14 protein-coding genes are annotated in these 16,249 nt (G+C 70.9%); 8 read left to right on the forward strand and 6 right to left on the reverse strand.

Features of this window, described 5'->3' with window-relative positions; translation table 11 throughout:
- Nucleotide 1: 1 nt before the first annotated feature.
- A complete protein-coding gene (locus tag OG707_RS37925) occupies nt 2-913 on the reverse strand; it encodes an SGNH/GDSL hydrolase family protein (protein ID WP_443071444.1) in 912 nt (303 codons plus the stop codon).
- A 111-nt stretch (nt 914-1,024) separates the two neighbouring features.
- Between OG707_RS37925 and OG707_RS37930 the strand changes: the two genes are divergently transcribed.
- The gene (locus OG707_RS37930; RefSeq protein ID WP_443071445.1) at nt 1,025-2,284 is read left to right on the forward strand and encodes a PucR family transcriptional regulator; all 1,260 of its coding nucleotides are present in this window, start codon (nt 1,025-1,027) and stop codon (nt 2,282-2,284) included.
- Here the strand turns inward: OG707_RS37930 and OG707_RS37935 are convergent.
- Complete coding sequence (locus OG707_RS37935) at nt 2,281-4,446, reverse strand: PI-PLC domain-containing protein (protein ID WP_329126419.1); 2,166 nt, start codon at nt 4,444-4,446, stop codon at nt 2,281-2,283. The two genes, OG707_RS37930 and OG707_RS37935, sit on opposite strands and share 4 nt — an antisense overlap.
- Before the next feature lie 80 nt (nt 4,447-4,526).
- On the opposite strand from OG707_RS37935, the gene glsA reads away from it, so the two are divergent.
- Nucleotides 4,527-5,768, forward strand: a complete 1,242-nt coding sequence (glsA, locus tag OG707_RS37940) for a glutaminase A (protein ID WP_329126420.1) — start codon at nt 4,527-4,529, stop codon at nt 5,766-5,768.
- A 105-nt stretch (nt 5,769-5,873) separates the two neighbouring features.
- Nucleotides 5,874-6,383 carry a response regulator gene (locus OG707_RS37945; protein ID WP_329126421.1) on the forward strand — a complete coding sequence of 170 codons (510 nt, stop codon included), beginning with the start codon at nt 5,874-5,876 and terminating at the stop codon, nt 6,381-6,383.
- Between the two features lie 3 nt (nt 6,384-6,386).
- On the opposite strand, the gene rho is transcribed toward OG707_RS37945, so the two are convergent.
- Complete coding sequence (rho, locus tag OG707_RS37950) at nt 6,387-7,523, reverse strand: transcription termination factor Rho (RefSeq protein ID WP_329126422.1); 1,137 nt, start codon at nt 7,521-7,523, stop codon at nt 6,387-6,389.
- Nucleotides 7,524-7,812: 289 nt separating this feature from the next.
- On the opposite strand from rho, the gene OG707_RS37955 reads away from it, so the two are divergent.
- The 4 genes from OG707_RS37955 to OG707_RS37970 all read left to right on the forward strand — a co-directional run bounded on the left by OG707_RS37955 (nt 7,813) and on the right by OG707_RS37970 (nt 12,975).
- Nucleotides 7,813-8,538 (forward strand): class I SAM-dependent methyltransferase, encoded by a 726-nt coding sequence (locus OG707_RS37955; RefSeq protein ID WP_329126423.1) that lies wholly within the window; start codon nt 7,813-7,815, stop codon nt 8,536-8,538.
- A gap of 228 nt (nt 8,539-8,766) precedes the next feature.
- A complete protein-coding gene (locus tag OG707_RS37960; protein ID WP_329126424.1) occupies nt 8,767-11,394 on the forward strand; it encodes a glycoside hydrolase family 3 protein in 2,628 nt (875 codons plus the stop codon).
- Nucleotides 11,395-11,545: 151 nt separating this feature from the next.
- Nucleotides 11,546-12,433, forward strand: a complete 888-nt coding sequence (locus OG707_RS37965) for a hypothetical protein (RefSeq protein WP_329126425.1) — start codon at nt 11,546-11,548, stop codon at nt 12,431-12,433.
- Between the two features lie 29 nt (nt 12,434-12,462).
- Nucleotides 12,463-12,975, forward strand: coding sequence for an HD domain-containing protein (locus OG707_RS37970; RefSeq protein WP_329128193.1), 513 nt, complete (start codon nt 12,463-12,465; stop codon nt 12,973-12,975).
- Between the two features lie 12 nt (nt 12,976-12,987).
- Here the strand turns inward: OG707_RS37970 and OG707_RS37975 are convergent, their stop codons facing one another.
- The gene (locus OG707_RS37975) at nt 12,988-13,167 is read right to left on the reverse strand and encodes a hypothetical protein (RefSeq protein WP_329126426.1); all 180 of its coding nucleotides are present in this window, start codon (nt 13,165-13,167) and stop codon (nt 12,988-12,990) included.
- Nucleotides 13,168-13,323: 156 nt separating this feature from the next.
- On the opposite strand from OG707_RS37975, the gene OG707_RS37980 reads away from it, so the two are divergent.
- Entirely contained in the window at nt 13,324-13,584 is a 261-nt protein-coding gene (locus tag OG707_RS37980; protein WP_329126427.1) for a GlsB/YeaQ/YmgE family stress response membrane protein, read from the forward strand.
- 50 nt (nt 13,585-13,634) lie between these two features.
- Here OG707_RS37980 and OG707_RS37985 read toward each other — a convergent pair whose 3' ends face one another.
- Nucleotides 13,635-15,059, reverse strand: coding sequence for an amino acid permease (locus OG707_RS37985; RefSeq protein WP_443071514.1), 1,425 nt, complete (start codon nt 15,057-15,059; stop codon nt 13,635-13,637).
- Between the two features lie 143 nt (nt 15,060-15,202).
- A complete protein-coding gene (locus OG707_RS37990) occupies nt 15,203-16,111 on the reverse strand; it encodes a hypothetical protein (RefSeq protein ID WP_329126429.1) in 909 nt (302 codons plus the stop codon).
- Nucleotides 16,112-16,249 lie beyond the last annotated feature (138 nt).

Consider the following 16,249-nt stretch of genomic DNA (forward strand, 5'->3'; position numbering starts at 1 on the left):
GTCAGCCGCCGATCCGGGCGGCGACGAAGTTCGCGTACGCCGCCTCGCCGAGCGCGTTGGGGTGCAGCGGTGCCGCCAGGTTGGTCGGCACGAAGCCCTCCAGCCACTTCACGCCCGGCACCTGGCAGGCGTCGTGCCCCTTGCTCGGCGTCCGTACGTCGACGTACTCGGCGCCGTGGTCGGCCGACTGCGCGGCTATCACCCCGTTCATCCGGTCGACGCTGCCCTGCAGCCAGTCGGCGTCACTGCCGAGCACCGGCACGACCGGCCAGCAGCCGCCCTTCTTGATGTAGTCGCCGTACCCCGTGACCAGGACCCGGGCCTGCGGGGAGCGCTGGTGAATGGTGTCCAGTACGGCGGCGAGCTTCGGCCCCAGCGCGTCGATGCGCAGCGCCTCCTGGTCGACCCCGTCCTGGACGTACGAGTCCTTGCAGTGGTCGCCGAACGGGTTGAGCTGCATACAGTTCTGTGCGACGCCCACCAGACCGGCATCATTGCCGCCGATGGTGAGCGAGACCAGGGTGGTGTCCGCGCTCAGCGCGTCGAACTGCGGCGGGGCGGTGCCCGCGTCCACCCCCAGCAGGGAGAGCTTCTGCGGCTGCGTCATGTCACCGGTGTCCGCGCCGCTGCACGTCACGTCTCGGAACTCGTCGACGTTCAGCCGGGCGGCCAGCAGGTGCGCGTAGTTGCGCGTCGAGCGGCCGCAGGCGAGCGGCCCGGTGATGGGCGGCACCAGCGGACCCGAGGCCATCGAGTCGCCGAGCGCCACATAGACCTGTCGCGCCGCGGTGTCGGCCGACGCGGGGGACGCGCCGACACCCAGCGCGGTGCCCGCCAGTGCGGCCACGCCCAGGGCCGTCCTGGCCAGTCGGCGGAGTCTCGGGCAATTCCCTTTGCTGTACGGAGAGTTCACTGCGGCTCCCGGCTGCTGTCACTGCGGTGATGGACTGTGCCGCCGGTTATCTTGCAGACTCAAGTGACGCTCTTTAACTGGTGGGTAACGCAGACTTCGGCGGGGGCCTTTGTGACGCATGACAAAGAAGCGGGACCGCCCGGGCCGGGGAGGGCGCTGTGGATCGGCGGCCGCCCGGTCGCTCCGTACCTCAGGGCCCGGGTTCCCGTCCTCGCCCGCCGGGTCGTCGACCGGCTCCTCGCCGAACTGCCCGTCTACGCGGGCCTGCCGAGCGAGGAGGTCGCGGGCGACATCGCCGACATCGTCCAGCACAATCTGCGGCTCTTCGCCGACGTGGTCGAACACCGGCGCCCCGCCACCGACGCCGAACTCGACCAGCAGCGCGACTCCGCAGCCCAGCGCGCCGAGGAGGGGGTGCCGCTGGACGCCATTCTCACCGCGTACCACCTCGGCACGGCGATGTGCTGGGACGAGATCTCCGCGGAAGCGGGCCCGGGCGAACTCGCCGACGTACAGGAGGCCGTCGCCCACATCATGGTGCTGCAGCGGCAGTTGACCTCGGCCGTCAGCGCCGCCTACCTGGAGGCGCGGCAGATCCTCGACAGCCAGGAGCACGGCGGGCGCCACGCCCTGATGGCCGCGCTGCTCACCGGCGACGCACCGGGACTGCTGCGGGCAGGACCCCGCCCCGCAGCGCTCTACGCCGCCCTCACCGTCTCCTTCGGCGCGCACCCCGACGAGGCGGAGCCAGGGCCTGGCGCGCGCATCGCCACCCGCCGCAAGATCCGACGCGTACGGGCGGCACTCGACCGGTACGCGGGCGAGCCGGCCCTGACCGCGCTCGACAGCGAGGGCGGCACCGTCCTGCTGCCGGTGGCCGCCCCGCCGCCCTGGGAGGAGCTCTGCGTGCTGATCGACGGGGCCGCGCGCTCGGCCTCCGTACCGGTCACGGCGGCAGGTGATGTCGTCGAGCCTGCTGCCGTCCCCGGCGCGGTGGCGCACACCGCGGAGATCGTCGACGTCGTACGGTCGACCGGGCGCGGTCCGGGCCTCTACCGGCTCTCGGACGTCCTCCTCGACTACCAGCTGAGCCGGCCGAGCGTGGCCCGCGACGGGCTGGCCCGGCTGGTCGCCCCGCTGGAGAGCAGACCGGAGCTGCTGCACACCCTGGAGACGTACCTGGGCTGCGGCCTCGACCGCAGGTCAGCGGCGGCAGCCCTGCACATCCACCCCAACACGGTCGACTACCGCATCCGCCGCATCGCCCGGCTCACCGGCCTCTCACCGTCCCGCCCCACCGACCTCCAGCACCTCAACGCGGCTCTGGTGGCCCGCAGTTCGCTCCTGGGCGCATCCCAGCCGCAGTCCTAGCCCCGCTCGGCGTTGAGCGCGTCGACCGCGCCTCGGGTGTTCCCGATCGTCGTGTAGTCGACGGCGACGAAGTTCACCGGCCGGCCGCGCTCCCGCTCGCAGGCGTGCGCGCGCTCCAGCACCTGCGCCTTGGTGTTGATCTTCCCCGCGTCCAGGCGGCTGCCGCCGGCGACGGTGATGAAGTGATTGAGCAGGAAGAGCCGCTTGCCGGTGCCCCCGCGGTGCGGGACGCAGCTCAGCTCCTCCGGGCTCTGGAAGGAGAAGGGCGTCTCCATCCCGTAGCGGTAGAAGTTCCGGTACCAGGGCGCGGGCCCGTCCGCCTGCTCGGCGAAGACCACCAGCCGCTTGCCGCTGTCGATCATCTCGCCGAGCGTCGGCCACGGGCGGTCGGGGTCCTCGTCCGGTACGTACAGAAGATCCTTCAGCCCCGCCTGGTCGAAGGCGCGCTCGGTCTCTTCGCCGCTGATGGCGTCCTGGACGATCAGTGTCAGGATCTCCGAGGGGTGTGCGCGCAGCCAGCCGCCGATCTGCTCCAGCGTCGGGACGAGCGGGATCGCACCCGCCCGGCAGACCGCGTGGCAGAGCCAGGTTCCCTCGCGCGGCGGGTTGAACCGGTTGATGGCGGCGGCGAGTTGGCGCTGCTGCTCCTCGGGCAGCCCCGAGTCCTGGAGCCGCTCGGTGACGTCCTCGGGGCTCTCCCAGTGGTAGGTGTCGATCTGCAGGGCGCGCACGCCGCCGTTCAACTGCCCGACGATCAGCGGGTCCTGCAGGGGACCGATGAACTTGTCGGCGGTCGTCGACATCGCGTTGTGGGAGGTGACCTGGGCGACCTCGTCGTACGGCCGGTCGCACAGTCGGCTGCTGCCCTGGCAGATACGAGGACCCTGCCCGGAGAAGGCGACGGGCACCAGGGCGATCCCGGCCAGCGCGAACGCCGTCGCTCCGGCCGCGGCCCGGACCGGCCGGCGCGGAGCGGCACCGAGCGCAGGGCGCGTGCGCAGCACCCAGGCCAGCGTGACCAGCAGGGCACCGGCCACGACCGGAATCACAGCCGTCACCAGCGCGACGGTCAGCGCCCGGTTCACCGCCGTCCGCTGGACGTCGTCCACCAGCCGGGCCACCGACTCCGGCCAGGACGCGGAGGGCTCGACGACCGACCCGCCCGTACTCCACCGGACGACCGCGACAGCGAGCGCGTACAGCAGCCCGCCCGCGGCGAGCGTCCAGCCCAGCAGCGTCAGGCGGCGCGAGAGCGAGGCGGGCCCGGTCAGCCAGAGCGCCGCCAGCGCCGCGAGCCCCAGGGCGGCGGCGACGGGCTCCACCACGCCCAGCGCCAGGCGGGTCGCGGACCGCACCTGGTGCACCGTGGCGAGGCCCCCCTCGGAGGTGTCGAGGTCCGCCGTGATGTTCCAGTTGCCGCCGTCCGCCGCCTCCCGGAGCTGTGCGGCGGCATCCTGCGTACGGCCCGAGAACGCGGCGGGCCCGACGGCCGCCAGTGCCGTACCGACGTCGCCGCTCTCCAGCGCCACCTCGACCTCGGGGCGCAGCGCCGCACGGTCGGCCGCCGGTACGGCTCTGAGCAGGGCGTCGGTGGCCGTTGCGGCCTCTTCGCGGGACAGGGCCAGCTTGGGCAGCCCGGCAGGCGCCCGGCCGGCGGCGATGTCGCGGGTGGCCTGGTCGAGACCCTGGACGAAGGCCTGGAAGTCGGGCTCGGGCTGCTGCTGCAGGGAGGCGACCAGGTCGCCGAAGTAGATCTGCGCGAGAGTGCCCACATTGGTGCTCAGCCGCCGCACGTCGACCGTCAGCCGCAGGGTGTCGTGTTCGCCCCGCAGATAGCCGATCACCTCCGAGATCTGCTGGTCGGCCACGGAGCGCAGGGTCTCCGGCGGCAGCACGATCTTGAGGTTGGAGGTCAGGATCGCCTCGGGCACGGGCAGCTGCCCCAGCAGGTTCCTGGTCACCGGGGTGATCTGCGGGTCGACCAGCACCTCGTCGTAGACCCGGTCCCAGGCGTGCTCGTCGTCGAGCGCGGAGCGGTAGAAACCGGCGCTGAGGACGGTGCTGCGCGCGGTGGCCGCCCCGGCCACGGCGACGACGCACAGGACGGCGAGCACACACAGGACCGGGCGGAGCACCCTCAGGACAGAGGCTGGCAGACCCATGGATCCATGCTGTGCCTGCTGCACCGCGGTGGCGACCCGGGCGCAGGCGCACCAGCCCTTTTCATGCCTACGATGACGAAATGGTGACGTACCGCCCCATGCCCGGAGTGGTGACCGACTCGCTGGCAGAGCTCCACGAGCGCTTCGCACCGCTGCGCGAGGGCAGCCTCGCCGACTACATCCCCCAGCTGGCACTGGCCGACCCGGAAGCCTTCGGGATCGCCCTGGTGAGCATGGAGGGCCACTGCTACCAGGCAGGAACGGCGCAGACCCCGTTCACCGTCCAGTCGGTGTCAAAACCCTTCGTCTACGCCCTCGCCCTGTCCTGCCTCGGCCTGGACGAGGTGACCCGCTGGGTCGGTACGGAGCCGAGCGGCGACGCGTTCAACGCCATCAGCCTGGAGCCGCGTACCGGCAGGCCGGCGAACGCGATGATCAACGCGGGGGCGATCGCCACCACGGGCCTGGTGTCCGGAGCCACCCAGAAGGAGCGGTTCGGCCACATCCTGGACTGTCTGAGCCGGTTCGCGGGACGCCCCCTCGACGTCGACGAAGCCGTGTACGCGTCGGAGGCGAAGACTGGGGACCGCAATCGCGCCCTGGCCTTCCTGATGAGCAGCGCGGGGTCGCTGCCCGGCGATCCGGCCGAGGTGGTGGACACCTACTTCCAGCAGTGTTCGGTACGGGTGACCACGGCCGACCTCGCCGTGATGACCGCGACCCTGGCCAACGGCGGGGTCAACCCGGTGAACGGCGACACGGTGGTGGCCGAGGAGGTCGCGGTGCAGGTGCTCTCCGTGATGGCCTCGTGCGGCATGTACGACGCGTCCGGCGACTGGCTGCTGCACGTGGGGCTTCCCGCGAAGAGCGGAGTCTCCGGCGGACTGGTCGCGGCCGGCCCCGGCCGCTTCGGAGTCGCCGTCTTCAGCCCGCTGCTCGACGTGCACGGCAACTCGGTCCGCGGGGTTGCCGCGCTGCGGGACCTGTCCGAGCGGTACGGACTGCATCTGATGCGCCGTCCCGTGCAGTTCTCCCCGACGCTGACGCGCGCCACCGCGGACGGCGATCGCGAACTGCGCCTGGTGGCACGGGGATTCCTCGACTTCACCGCCGTGGAGCGGCTCCTCCACGGCCTGGCGCCCGGGGCGCCGGAGCCGGGTGGCCGACTGGTGCTCGACCTGACGGCCGTCACGGGCGTCGACCCGTTCGCGGCGCGCCTGCTGCGGGCGGCGCTGGCACGGGCGGAACGCGGCGGGCACCCGGCGACCTTGGTGGGTGGAGGGGTGCTGGACTCCGATCCGGAGGCGGTATTTCCGGGATGATTCATGCATAACGCGGCATAACGACCCATCTTTCCTGGTGCGAGACTGCCGCCGCTGCCGGGTGCGGTTTACCGTGGGACTTCCGGTCGGGGGGAGTGTGGCGGCGTGGACACTGCTTGGAAGATCCTTGTGGTGGACGACCGCGAGGACAACCTCTTCGCGGTCGAAAGCGTGCTGCGCCCCGTGGGTCGCCCGGTGATCTGTGCGCGCAGTGGGGACGAAGCGCTCAAGACGGTCATGCGTGGCGGGATAGCGGTGATCGTTCTCGATGTGATCATGCCGCAGATGGACGGCCTCGAGGTGCTCGCGTACCTGAAGAAGCTGGATCACACGCGGGATCTGCCGGTCATCCTGATGACCGGTCTGGGCCGGGACGACGATCTCGCGGCCCGCGCCTACCACCTCGGTGTCGCGGACTTCCTGGTCAAGCCCGTCGATCCCTGGGCCGTACGGGCCAAGGTCCGGGTGCTGGCCGACCTCTACGCCGAGAACCAGAATCTGCGGCGGCGTCTCGATGCCGCGCTGGCCGGCGGTGGCGGGTATTCCGACACGCGGGTTCCTGTCCAGCGTGACGGTCCCGACGACCACGGCCGGGTCGTCAAAGCGGCGGACTGAGGGTCAGGCGCCGGGGACGGTCTGGTGGATCTGCCGGAGGAAGGTCGCGTTGTCCGGCGTGGCGCGGAGCTTGCTCAGGAGCGTCTCCAGGGTGGCCTGGTTGTCCCGGGTGTGCAGGACGCGGCGCAGTCCGCGTACGGCGTTCAACTCGGCGGCGGGAACCAGGAGTTCCTCGCGGCGGGTGCCGGACGGGGTGATGTCGACGGCGGGGAAGACCCGGTTGTCCGCGAGAGCGCGGTCCAGGCGCAGCTCCATGTTGCCGGTGCTCTTCAGCTCTTCGAAGAAGTAGTTGTCGGCCCGGGAGCCGGTGTCGACGAGCGCCGTGGCGAGGATCGTGAGGGAACCGGCCTCCTCGGTGTTGCGCGCGGCACCGAACAGGCGCTTGGGGCCGTTCACGGCGGCCGCGTCGACGCCGCCGCTGAGGGTGCGGCCACCGGTCGAGGCCGCGTTGTTGTGGGCCCGGCAGAGCCGGGTGAGGGAGTCGAGCAGGATCACGACGTCCTGGCCCTGCTCGACGAGGCGCTTGGCACGCTCCACGGCGAGTTCGGCCAGGGCGATGTGTTCCTTCGCCGGCCGGTCGAAGGTGGAGGCGAGGACCTCGCCCCGTACGGAACGGCGCATGTCGGTGACCTCCTCGGGCCGCTCGTCCAGCAGCACCACCATCAGGTGGCACTCCGGGTGGTTGGCGGCGATGGAGGCGGCGAGCTGCTGCAGCAGTACGGTCTTGCCGGTCTTGGGCGGCGCGACGATGAGTCCGCGCTGGCCCTTGCCGACCGGTGCGACGAGATCGACCAGCCGGGTCGTCACGCCCCCGGCGGGGCTTTCGAGCCGGAGCCGCTGGTCGGGGTGGAGCGGGGTGAGGTCGCGGAAGTGCGGCCGGCCGCGCAGCGCTCCGGGCTCACGGCCGTTGACGCGCTCGACTCGGCTGAGGATGCGCTGCTTGGCGCAGGCGCCTTCGACGACATCGCCCGTACGCAGGGCGTGTTGGCGGATCAGGGCGGCGGACACCTGGGTGTCGCCGGACGAGGGAAGGCAGTTGGCGGAACGGAGGAAACCGTTCCCCTGGCGTGTGACGTCCAGGACGCCGGTGACCTGGGTCAAAGGGGTCTGGACAGGCGGGTGTTCGAGTGTGGTGGTCATGATGGATGTCCTTTCGCGGACAGGATGAAGTGAGTCCCGGCGGGGGTGGGGGCGGTGACATCACGCCCCGGACGACGGGCAGAGAAGCCCTGGGCCGGGAAGGAAGAGGTAGTGCAGAGGTGCTGGATCGCGGGTCGGAAACGACGGGCGCATCAGCGGGGTGAAGAGGAACAAGCACCGGCGCCGTCATCGCGGCGTACACAAGTGCTGTACGCACCATAGCACGACTTGTGGAATCGTGGTGCGGATCTACGGGGCGGGGGCTGGATCACTGGGTACGCTGGGGCCGGTGTTCACCACTGAGGGACCCACATTCCGCGAGCTCACCGTACAGGCGCTCTCCTCCATCGAGCGCGGCTACGACCTGCTGGCTCCGAAGTTCGACCACACCCCGTTCCGTACCCCGGAGCGGTTCCTCGACGCCACGGGCGAGATGCTGGAGGCGCTGGGACCCTTCGACGCGGGACTCGACGTCTGCTGCGGGACGGGCGCGGGTGTCGGCATGCTGAAGCCGGTCTGCCGCAAGCGCGTCGTGGGAGTCGACTTCAGCGCCGGGATGCTGGAGGCCGCGCGGGAATCCGTACCGGCCGAGGGGGCGCCCGCGGTGGACTGGGTGCGGGCCGATGCGCGCGAGCTGCCGTTCGAGGGGGACTTCGATCTTGCCGTGAGCTTCGGGGCGTTCGGACATTTCCTGCCCTCCGAGCGGCCCGCGGTGTTCGCCGGCGTGCACCGGGCGCTGCGGCCCGGCGGTGTGTTCGCCTTCCCTATCGGGGCGCCCCAGCCCCTGAGTTCCCCGCTCTACTGGGCGATGCTCGGCTTCGACTCCGTGATGCGGGTCCGCAACGCGCTGTGGCGTCCTTCGTTCGTCATGTACTACCGGACCTTCCCGCTCCGGGGAGTGTCCGAGGATCTGGAGAGGGCCGGTTTCGCGGTGCGGCTGCTGCCGATGGAGGAGTTCGGGCGCCGCGAGGACGGCAGCCCCAACTGGCGGCTGGTGGTGGCCGAACGCCTCTGAACGATGTGTTCATTTCCTGAACGCATCGCATCCTCGGACAAGTTCTTCTGTCACATGTCTTGACGAGACGTTGCGCGCGACCAAGACTCGCTCCTCGTAACACCGCACTTACACGTGTGAGCAGTTCAAGTTCTGTCCGGGTTGCGGGATCCGGACCCCAAGCCGCGCGGGCGATGGAGCCCGCACCGCGTGCTGCGCGGCGACTCCTTCTCCGGAGGTTGTTTCGTCATGTCCGCCGCACCGAACAACACCACTTCAGGTACCAGCCGACGCGATCTCTTCAAACAACTCGGTGGTACCGCAGCTGCCTTCGCCTTCCTGGCCGCCGCCGGCCCCCTCGCCGCAGCGGCGCCCGCCGCTGCCGCAGCCCCCGCCTCGGCGTTCGGCTCGAAGCGGGTGCGCACACTGCTCGCCCGTCTCACGCTCGACGAGAAGATATCCCTGGTCCACGGCGCGACCGACCCTCAGAGACTCGGTCAGGCCGGCTATCTGCCCGGCGTCGAGCGCCTGGGCATCCCTGAACTGCGGCTGACCGACGGCCCGGCCGGCGTCAATGTCGCCCGATCGGCCACCGGACTTCCCCCGGTCTCCACTCTCGGCTCGACTTTCAACCCCGGCCTCGCCCGCGAGTACGGGGCCGTCATGGGACGCGAGGGCCGCACGCTCGGCATGGACGTGCTCCTCGCCCCGCAGATCGAGCTCTCCCGCACCCCGCTCTTCAGCCGCAACAAGGACCAGGCGGGCGAGGACCCGTACCTCAACGCGCTCATCGGTGTCGCGCAGGTCGAGGGCGTACAGGCGCAGGGCATGCTCGCCCAGGCCAAGCACTTCCTCGCCAACAACCAGTCCGTCGGCCAGAACGGCGACTTCACCACCGGCGAGGGTGCCTACGACTTCCGGGTCGACGACCGCACCCTCCACGAGATCTACCTGCCCGCCTGGGAAGCGGTGGTCCGCGCAGGCGTCGCCTCGGTGATGGCCGCGTATAACCACCTCAACGGCCGGTGGAACTCCGAGAACAGCACCACGCTCACCGGCATCCTCCGCGGCGAACTCGGCTTCGACGGCTTCGTCACCTCCGACTGGGGCGCCACCCACAGCAGCGCCTCCATCGGGGCCGGTCTCGACATGCAGATGCCCGACGGCGGCTACTTCGGCGCCGCGCTCAAGGCCGCGATCGCCGCAGGATCGATCCCGCAGGAGGCGCTCGACACCGCGGTCGCCCGCATCCTCGGCCAGTACGACGCCTTCGGCATGCTCGACTCCACCCGGGTGCCCGCACGCCGCCGCATCGACGTCGAGGCAGGGGCGCGCGTCGCCCGCGAAGTGGCCGCGCAGGGTGCGGTGCTGCTCGCCAACGACGGCGGCCTCCCGCTGAGCCGCTCCGCACTCCGCGATCTCGCCCTCATCGGACCGACCGGGGCCCAGGTCGCGATCTCCGCTTCCGGGGAGCGGGCGTACGGGTTCGAGGACCGCATGGTGGGCCCGCTCGACGCGCTGCGGCGGACCGCGGGACGCGACGCGCACATCCGTTACGCGGCCGGACTCGACCTCACGGGGACCGCTGTGCCCGCCTCCGCGTTCCCCGGCGGACTCACCCGCACCTCCGCCACCGGGGCCCAAATCAGCGACAGGACCGTCGACTTCACCGGCTCCAAGGCCTTCGCCACCGGATCCACCCAGACCTGGACCGGCAGCTTCACTCCGCCGACCACCGGTGAGTACGCCCTGCACATCCAGGGCTGGGGCGCCGCCGTCAGCCTCGCGCTCGACGGGACCCAGCTCGTCTCCGCGGCCACCTCGCGCGACAGTTTCGTCCGCAAGTGGAGCAGCATCGTGCCCACCACCGACGGGCTCGACAACGGGCGCACGTCACTGACGCTCACCGCCGGAAAGACCTACGCACTGAAGATCACCGCGACGGGCTGGGCGGAGAACATCGCCGACCGCGGCCCCGTCCAGGTCCGCTTCGCCTGGGTCACCCCCGAGCAGCGCGCGGCCAACATCCGGGAGGCTGCCGCCCTGGCCCGCAGCGTGCACACCCCGGTGGTCTTCGCGTACAACGGCGCGGGCGGCTCCTTCGGCGGCGCGACCGAGACCGGCTCGCTCGCCCTCCCCGACCACCAGGACGAGCTGATCTCCGCCGTCGCGGCGGCCAACCCGCGCACGGTCCTGGTCCTGAACACCGGCACCCCCAACACCATGCCCTGGCGCCGGCAGGTCGGCACGATCCTGCGGGCCGGATACGTGGGCCAGGAGGGCGGCTGGGCCACGGCGGACCTGTTGCTCGGTCGCGTCAGCCCGAGCGGGCGGCTCGCGGTCACGTACCCGAAGCAGCTCACCGACCACCCCGCGCACGCGCCCGGCCACCCCGAGCGCTACCTGGGCGTGGACGAGGTCGTGACGTACAGCGAAGGCATCTTCACCGGCTACCGGGGGTTCGACAAGGCGGGCACCGAACCGCTCTTCCCGTTCGGACACGGCTTGTCCTACACGGAGTTCGGGTACGGGCGGCTCTCCGTGCGCCAGGACGGCGACGGTCTCGCGGTGAGCTTCACCGTCACCAACCGCGGCCGCCGCTCCGGTGCCGAGGTGGCGCAGGTGTACCTGGGCGCGGCGCACGGAGCGCCCGTGGAGATGGCGGTGAAGTCCCTCTCCGGCTTCGAGCGCGTCGAACTGGACCCGGGGGAGTCCCGCCGGGTGACCGTGCGCATCGACGCACGGCAGCTCTCCTACTGGGACACGGGCCGCGGCCGTTGGGTACGCGCCCGGGGGGAGCGCCCGGTGTACGTGGGCGCGTCCTCGCGCGACATCCGGCTCACGGGGGCGTCGGGCGGGGGGACGCACGGCCACTGAGCCGGGGGTGGCGGCGGGTCTGCTGTGTTTCGCAAGGGATGCGGCGGGCCCGCCGCCGTGCGTTTTCCTGAGCTGCGAACCGTGGACCGGATACCCCCTAGGGGTATAGTGTGGCGTATCGGAAGCCACTCCGAGGAGCAGGGGACGCGTCATGAACACCGGACTGAAGATCACCGCTTTCGCAGCCGCGATCGCCGCCACCTTCGGCACCGCCTACGGAGTGGGCCAGGCGGTCGACCCGGTGGTCGCCGTCGACCGGGGGCACGGCGCGCAGGACAGCCACGACGCCGGCGGTGAGCACGGGGGACATGAGGAGCCGGCCGCCGGGGGAGGCGCTGCGGCCACCGGGCTCAGGAGCTCGGAGGGCGGCTACACCCTGGCGCTGGAGACGCCCGAGGTCGCCGCGGGCGCGTCCGCCGAGATCCGGTTCGCCGTCAAGGGCGAGGACGGCCGCAATGTCACCGCCTACCGCCGCGAGCACGGCAAGGAGCTGCACTTCATCGTCGCCTCGCGCGACCTGACCGAGTACCGCCATCTGCATCCGGTGCGCGCTGCCGACAGTACCTGGTCGACGCCGGTACGGTTGCCGAAGGCCGGTGCGTACCGGGTCTTCGCCGACTTCACGCCCGCTGCCGAGGGCGCCGAGGGGCACACGCTGGGCGCCGGCCTCACGGTCTCGGGCACGGGGAGTCCGGCACCTCTGCCGCCCGTCCGCGCCACGGCCGAGGTCGACGGCTATCAGGTTGCTCTCTCGGGCGCCCTGCACTCCGGCAGCGCGGGCGAGTTGAGGCTGACCGTACGGAAGGACGGCAAGCCCGTCACCGACCTCCAGCCCTATCTGGGGGCGTACGGGCACCTGGTCGCCCTGCGCTCCGGCGACCTCGCGTATCTGCACGTCCACCCCAACGCGGGAGGGCCGGGCCCGGTGGTGTCGTTCACTGCGACCGCCCCAAGTGCGGGCACCTACCGGCTGTTTCTCGACTTCCAGCACGAGGGGAAGGTCCGCACCGCGGCGTTTACGGTGAAGGCCGTGGGATGAGAGAGCCGAGGAGGCAACCGGTGAAGTCCGTGAAGTCGGTGAAGGAAGTGGACGCGCTCGTCGCCACTGCCCATGAAGGGCAGCTCGACAAGGTCGGTGTGCCCTATGTGGACCATGTGCGGGGGGTCGCCGCCGGACTGGCGCACCTCGGCCCCGAACTCGAAATGGCCGGGCTGCTGCACGACATCGTCGAGGACACGGACTGGACGCCCGAGAAGCTTCGCACCGCCGGGATCCCCGACCGCGTCGTCGGTATCGTCGAAGCCGTCACCAACCAGCCCGGCATGGCGTACGAGGAGAAGATCCGCCGCATCACCCGCAGCCGGGACGCCACCCTGGTGAAGATCGCCGACAACGCGCACAACAGCATCCCGGAGCGTGCCGCGCGCCTTACGGAGGCGGAGCGCGACCGGCTCGCCGCGAAATACCGTGCCGCGCGCGACGTCCTCTGGGCGGCCGCCGACCTCGCACAGGTCGAATCGATCGTCGCGATCGTCAATCCCGCCCTGCTCCCCGAGGTCGGGAGGCGGAGGGCCGTGTGACGGCCGTGGTGCTCAGGCAGCCTCTTGCGCGTCGGTCCGGACCGCCGCGGCCCACTCCACCAGCAGCCGTTCGTATCGGGCGGCCTCCACCTCCGACAAGGTCCCGCGGGTGCGCGACCAGAGCGCACGGATCTCCGCGTTCACCGCGGATGCGGGACGCGCGGAGTCGGCGGGAGGTACGGAGTGGGACATGCCGACCAGGCTACGGGCGGCCTCTTTCAACTCGCTATACGGCAGCTGAAGATCCTCTGAACGCATCTACGCCCCGGGCGGTGGAGTAGCGCCCGATTCCGGGGGTACCGGTCAGACGCGTAGGTGCGGTACACATTCCTGCCGAAAGAGGCGATCATGGAGATTTCCGGCCTTTTGAGCGCGATAGTCATCGGCATCATCATCGGCGTACTGGGACGGCTCGTGGTCCCCGGCCGCCAGCGGATCGGCATTCTCTGGACCATCCTGATCGGCATCGTGGCCGCGCTGATCGGTGCCTTCATCGCCCATGCCGTCGGAGTCGACGACACCAAGGGCGTCGACTGGATCGAGTGGCTGATCCAGATCGGTCTCGCCGCCGTCGGCGTCGCCGGACTGGACCGCGCCAAGTCGCGCTGACCACAGACGTACCGTCAGGGGCCGTTCACAGAACTGCCCCTGACGGAGTTTCAGACAATTCCCTCCGCGATCTCCGCCTGCTCGCGGTCCGAGCCGTACGCGGCCGGAGTGCTGTATGTGCGGCGGGCGACGTACCACCAGATGCTGGCGAGCACGAGGACCGCTGCCAGCGCGATCACGGCGTAGTTCATCGAGTCGATGTTCACCGGTGACTTCTGGGGGAGGCAGAACAGCACGGTGACCAGCGCCACCCACACCACGGCCACCCAGCCGATCGGCCTGCTCCAGCGGCCCAGGTTCCACGGGCCCGGCTGGAAGCGGCTGCCCGCGCGCAGACGGAGATAGATCGGGATGGCGTACGCGGGCGTGATGCCGATGACGTTGATCGCCGTCACCGCGCCGTACGCCGTCGCCGAGTACAGCGAGGGGACCGCGAGCAGGCAGGCGAACGCGACCGAGAGCCAGACCGCGTTGACCGGGGTCTGTGTGCGGCCGCTGACCTTCCGCCACAGCTTGGAGCCCGGCAGCGCGTTGTCGCGGCTGAAGGCGAACACCATCCGGCTCGCCGCGGCCACCTCGGCGTTGCCGCAGAAGAGCTGCGCCACGATCACGACCAGCAGCAGGGCGGTGGCACCGCCGTTGCCGAGCGCGTCGATGAAGATCTGGGCGGGCGGAACGCCGGTGTCGCTGTTCTGGGTGCCCGAGTAGTTCTGGATGGCGAAGGTCAGTCCGGCGAGGAGGACGAAGCCGGCTATCCACGACACCCATATGGAGCGGACGATGCCCTTCGCCGCCGACACCGAGGCGTTGGACGTCTCCTCCGAGAGGTGGGCGGAGGCGTCGTAGCCGCAGAAGGTGTACTGGGCGAGCAGGAGGCCGATCGCGGCCACGTAGAGCGGGTTCGACCAGCCCGTGTCGTTCACGAAGTGGGTGAAGACGAAGGACGGCGACTGGTGGTGGTCGGGGACGATCGCCAGGACGCCCACGATCACGGCGACACCCGCCAGGTGCCACCAGACGCTGACCGAGTTGAGCACGCTGACCAGCCGTACGCCGAAGAGGTTCAGCACCGCGTGCAGCAGCAGGATGCCCATGAAGATCAGCATCGTCGAGCCGGCCGTGGGGGTGAAGCCGAACTGCAGGTTGAGGAAGGCGCCGGTGAACAGGGCGGCGCCGTAGTCGATCCCGGCGATCGCGCCCAGCAGGCCGAGCAGATTCAGCCAGCCGGTGTACCAGCCCCAACGGCGGCCGCCGAGCCGGTCGGCCATGTAGTACAGCGCACCCGAGGTGGGGTACGCGCTGGTGACCTCGGCCAGTGCCAGACCGACGCACAGGACGAAGAGACCGACGCCCGCCCAGCCCCACAGCATCACGGCGGGGCCGCCGGTGCCGAGCCCGAAGCCGTACAGGGTCATGCATCCGGAGAGCACAGATATGACGGAGAAGCTGATGGCGAAGTTGCCGAAACTACCCATGCGGCGGGCGAGTACGGGCTGGTAGCCGAGTTCCCGCAGGCGCTGCTCCTCATCCTGCTGCTGCGGTGGGTGACCGGTGCTCGACCAGGTGGTACGCGACACGGAAGTGCCTCCAGGGGCGGGGGGACAGGGACGGGGGTGGTTCAGTTCCGGGGGCCGGAGGCCGGGCCGTGCGCCGCGGCCAGACAGCGGGTGCGCGCCTGCACGAAGGTCTCCGCGGCCAGGTCCTGGTCGCCGGGATCGTGCGTGCGGTACGACCAGGGAGTGGGGGTGAAGTACGGGCCGAGCGCGTCGAACACCCGTACCGCGTCGTGGAATTGAAGCGATCCCCACAGGGCGTGCGCGAGGTGGTTGAGGTCGAGCTGCGAGTGCGCGGACGGGGACGAGCGGTCGAACCATCCGTGCAGGGCGCGCAGGGCCTCCCGGGTGGAGTCCTCCGCGACCCAGTGCAGGTCCAGCGCCTTTTCGCGGCCGCCCTCCCGCAAATAGCGCTCCACGCGTACGTACAGAGGCAGCGCCAGCAGCGCGGAACCCTCGGGGGCCAGGGCGGCCGCCCACTGAACGAAACCGACCGCTTCCGACAGATGCCCGCCCGGTCTCCGCGCGTAGGCGAACTGCAGCATCCGGTGATAGGCCTCGCGGTTGTACGGGTCGCGCTTGTCGGCCTCGGCCAGCAGCCCCCACGGGCCGGGGAAGAGCATCTGCTCCGGCGCCGGCTGCCGGTGCTCCTCCCACTGCTGGCGCTCGTCGAGCCGGGAGAGAGCCAGTTGGCAGATCCACGGCACGGGATCCTGCGGCGACGCGTGGGCGGCGATCTGGCACGCCTCCCACGCCTCGCGCCACAGATCGTTGGTCGACCGGTGGCCCGCACGGTGGGCGCGCAGGGTCCGTTCCACCAGGACCCGCGTGTGCATGACGGCCGCTGTCGCGCTGCGCGGCTCCTCGGCCCGCCACGTCTGCACCACGTCCGTGCCCGCCGCCGCGGCCGCGAGCACCTGGGTGCGCTGTGTCCACCGCGACCAGTCGGGGGTGTCGGCGAGCAGATCGCGCATGGACCGCCAGCGCCCCGTCCTGAGGTCCTGAAGTGCGATGCGCAATCCGTCGTCATGGCCGGCCGGGTGATACACCGGGCGTGCTAACACCTGGCTCCTTGTGGGGGGAAGCGACAGAGGCGGAGGCTCCGGTTCTCC

Origin of the sequence: Streptomyces sp. NBC_01465 (genome assembly GCF_036227325.1) — a bacterium.
Lineage (GTDB): Bacteria > Actinomycetota > Actinomycetes > Streptomycetales > Streptomycetaceae > Streptomyces.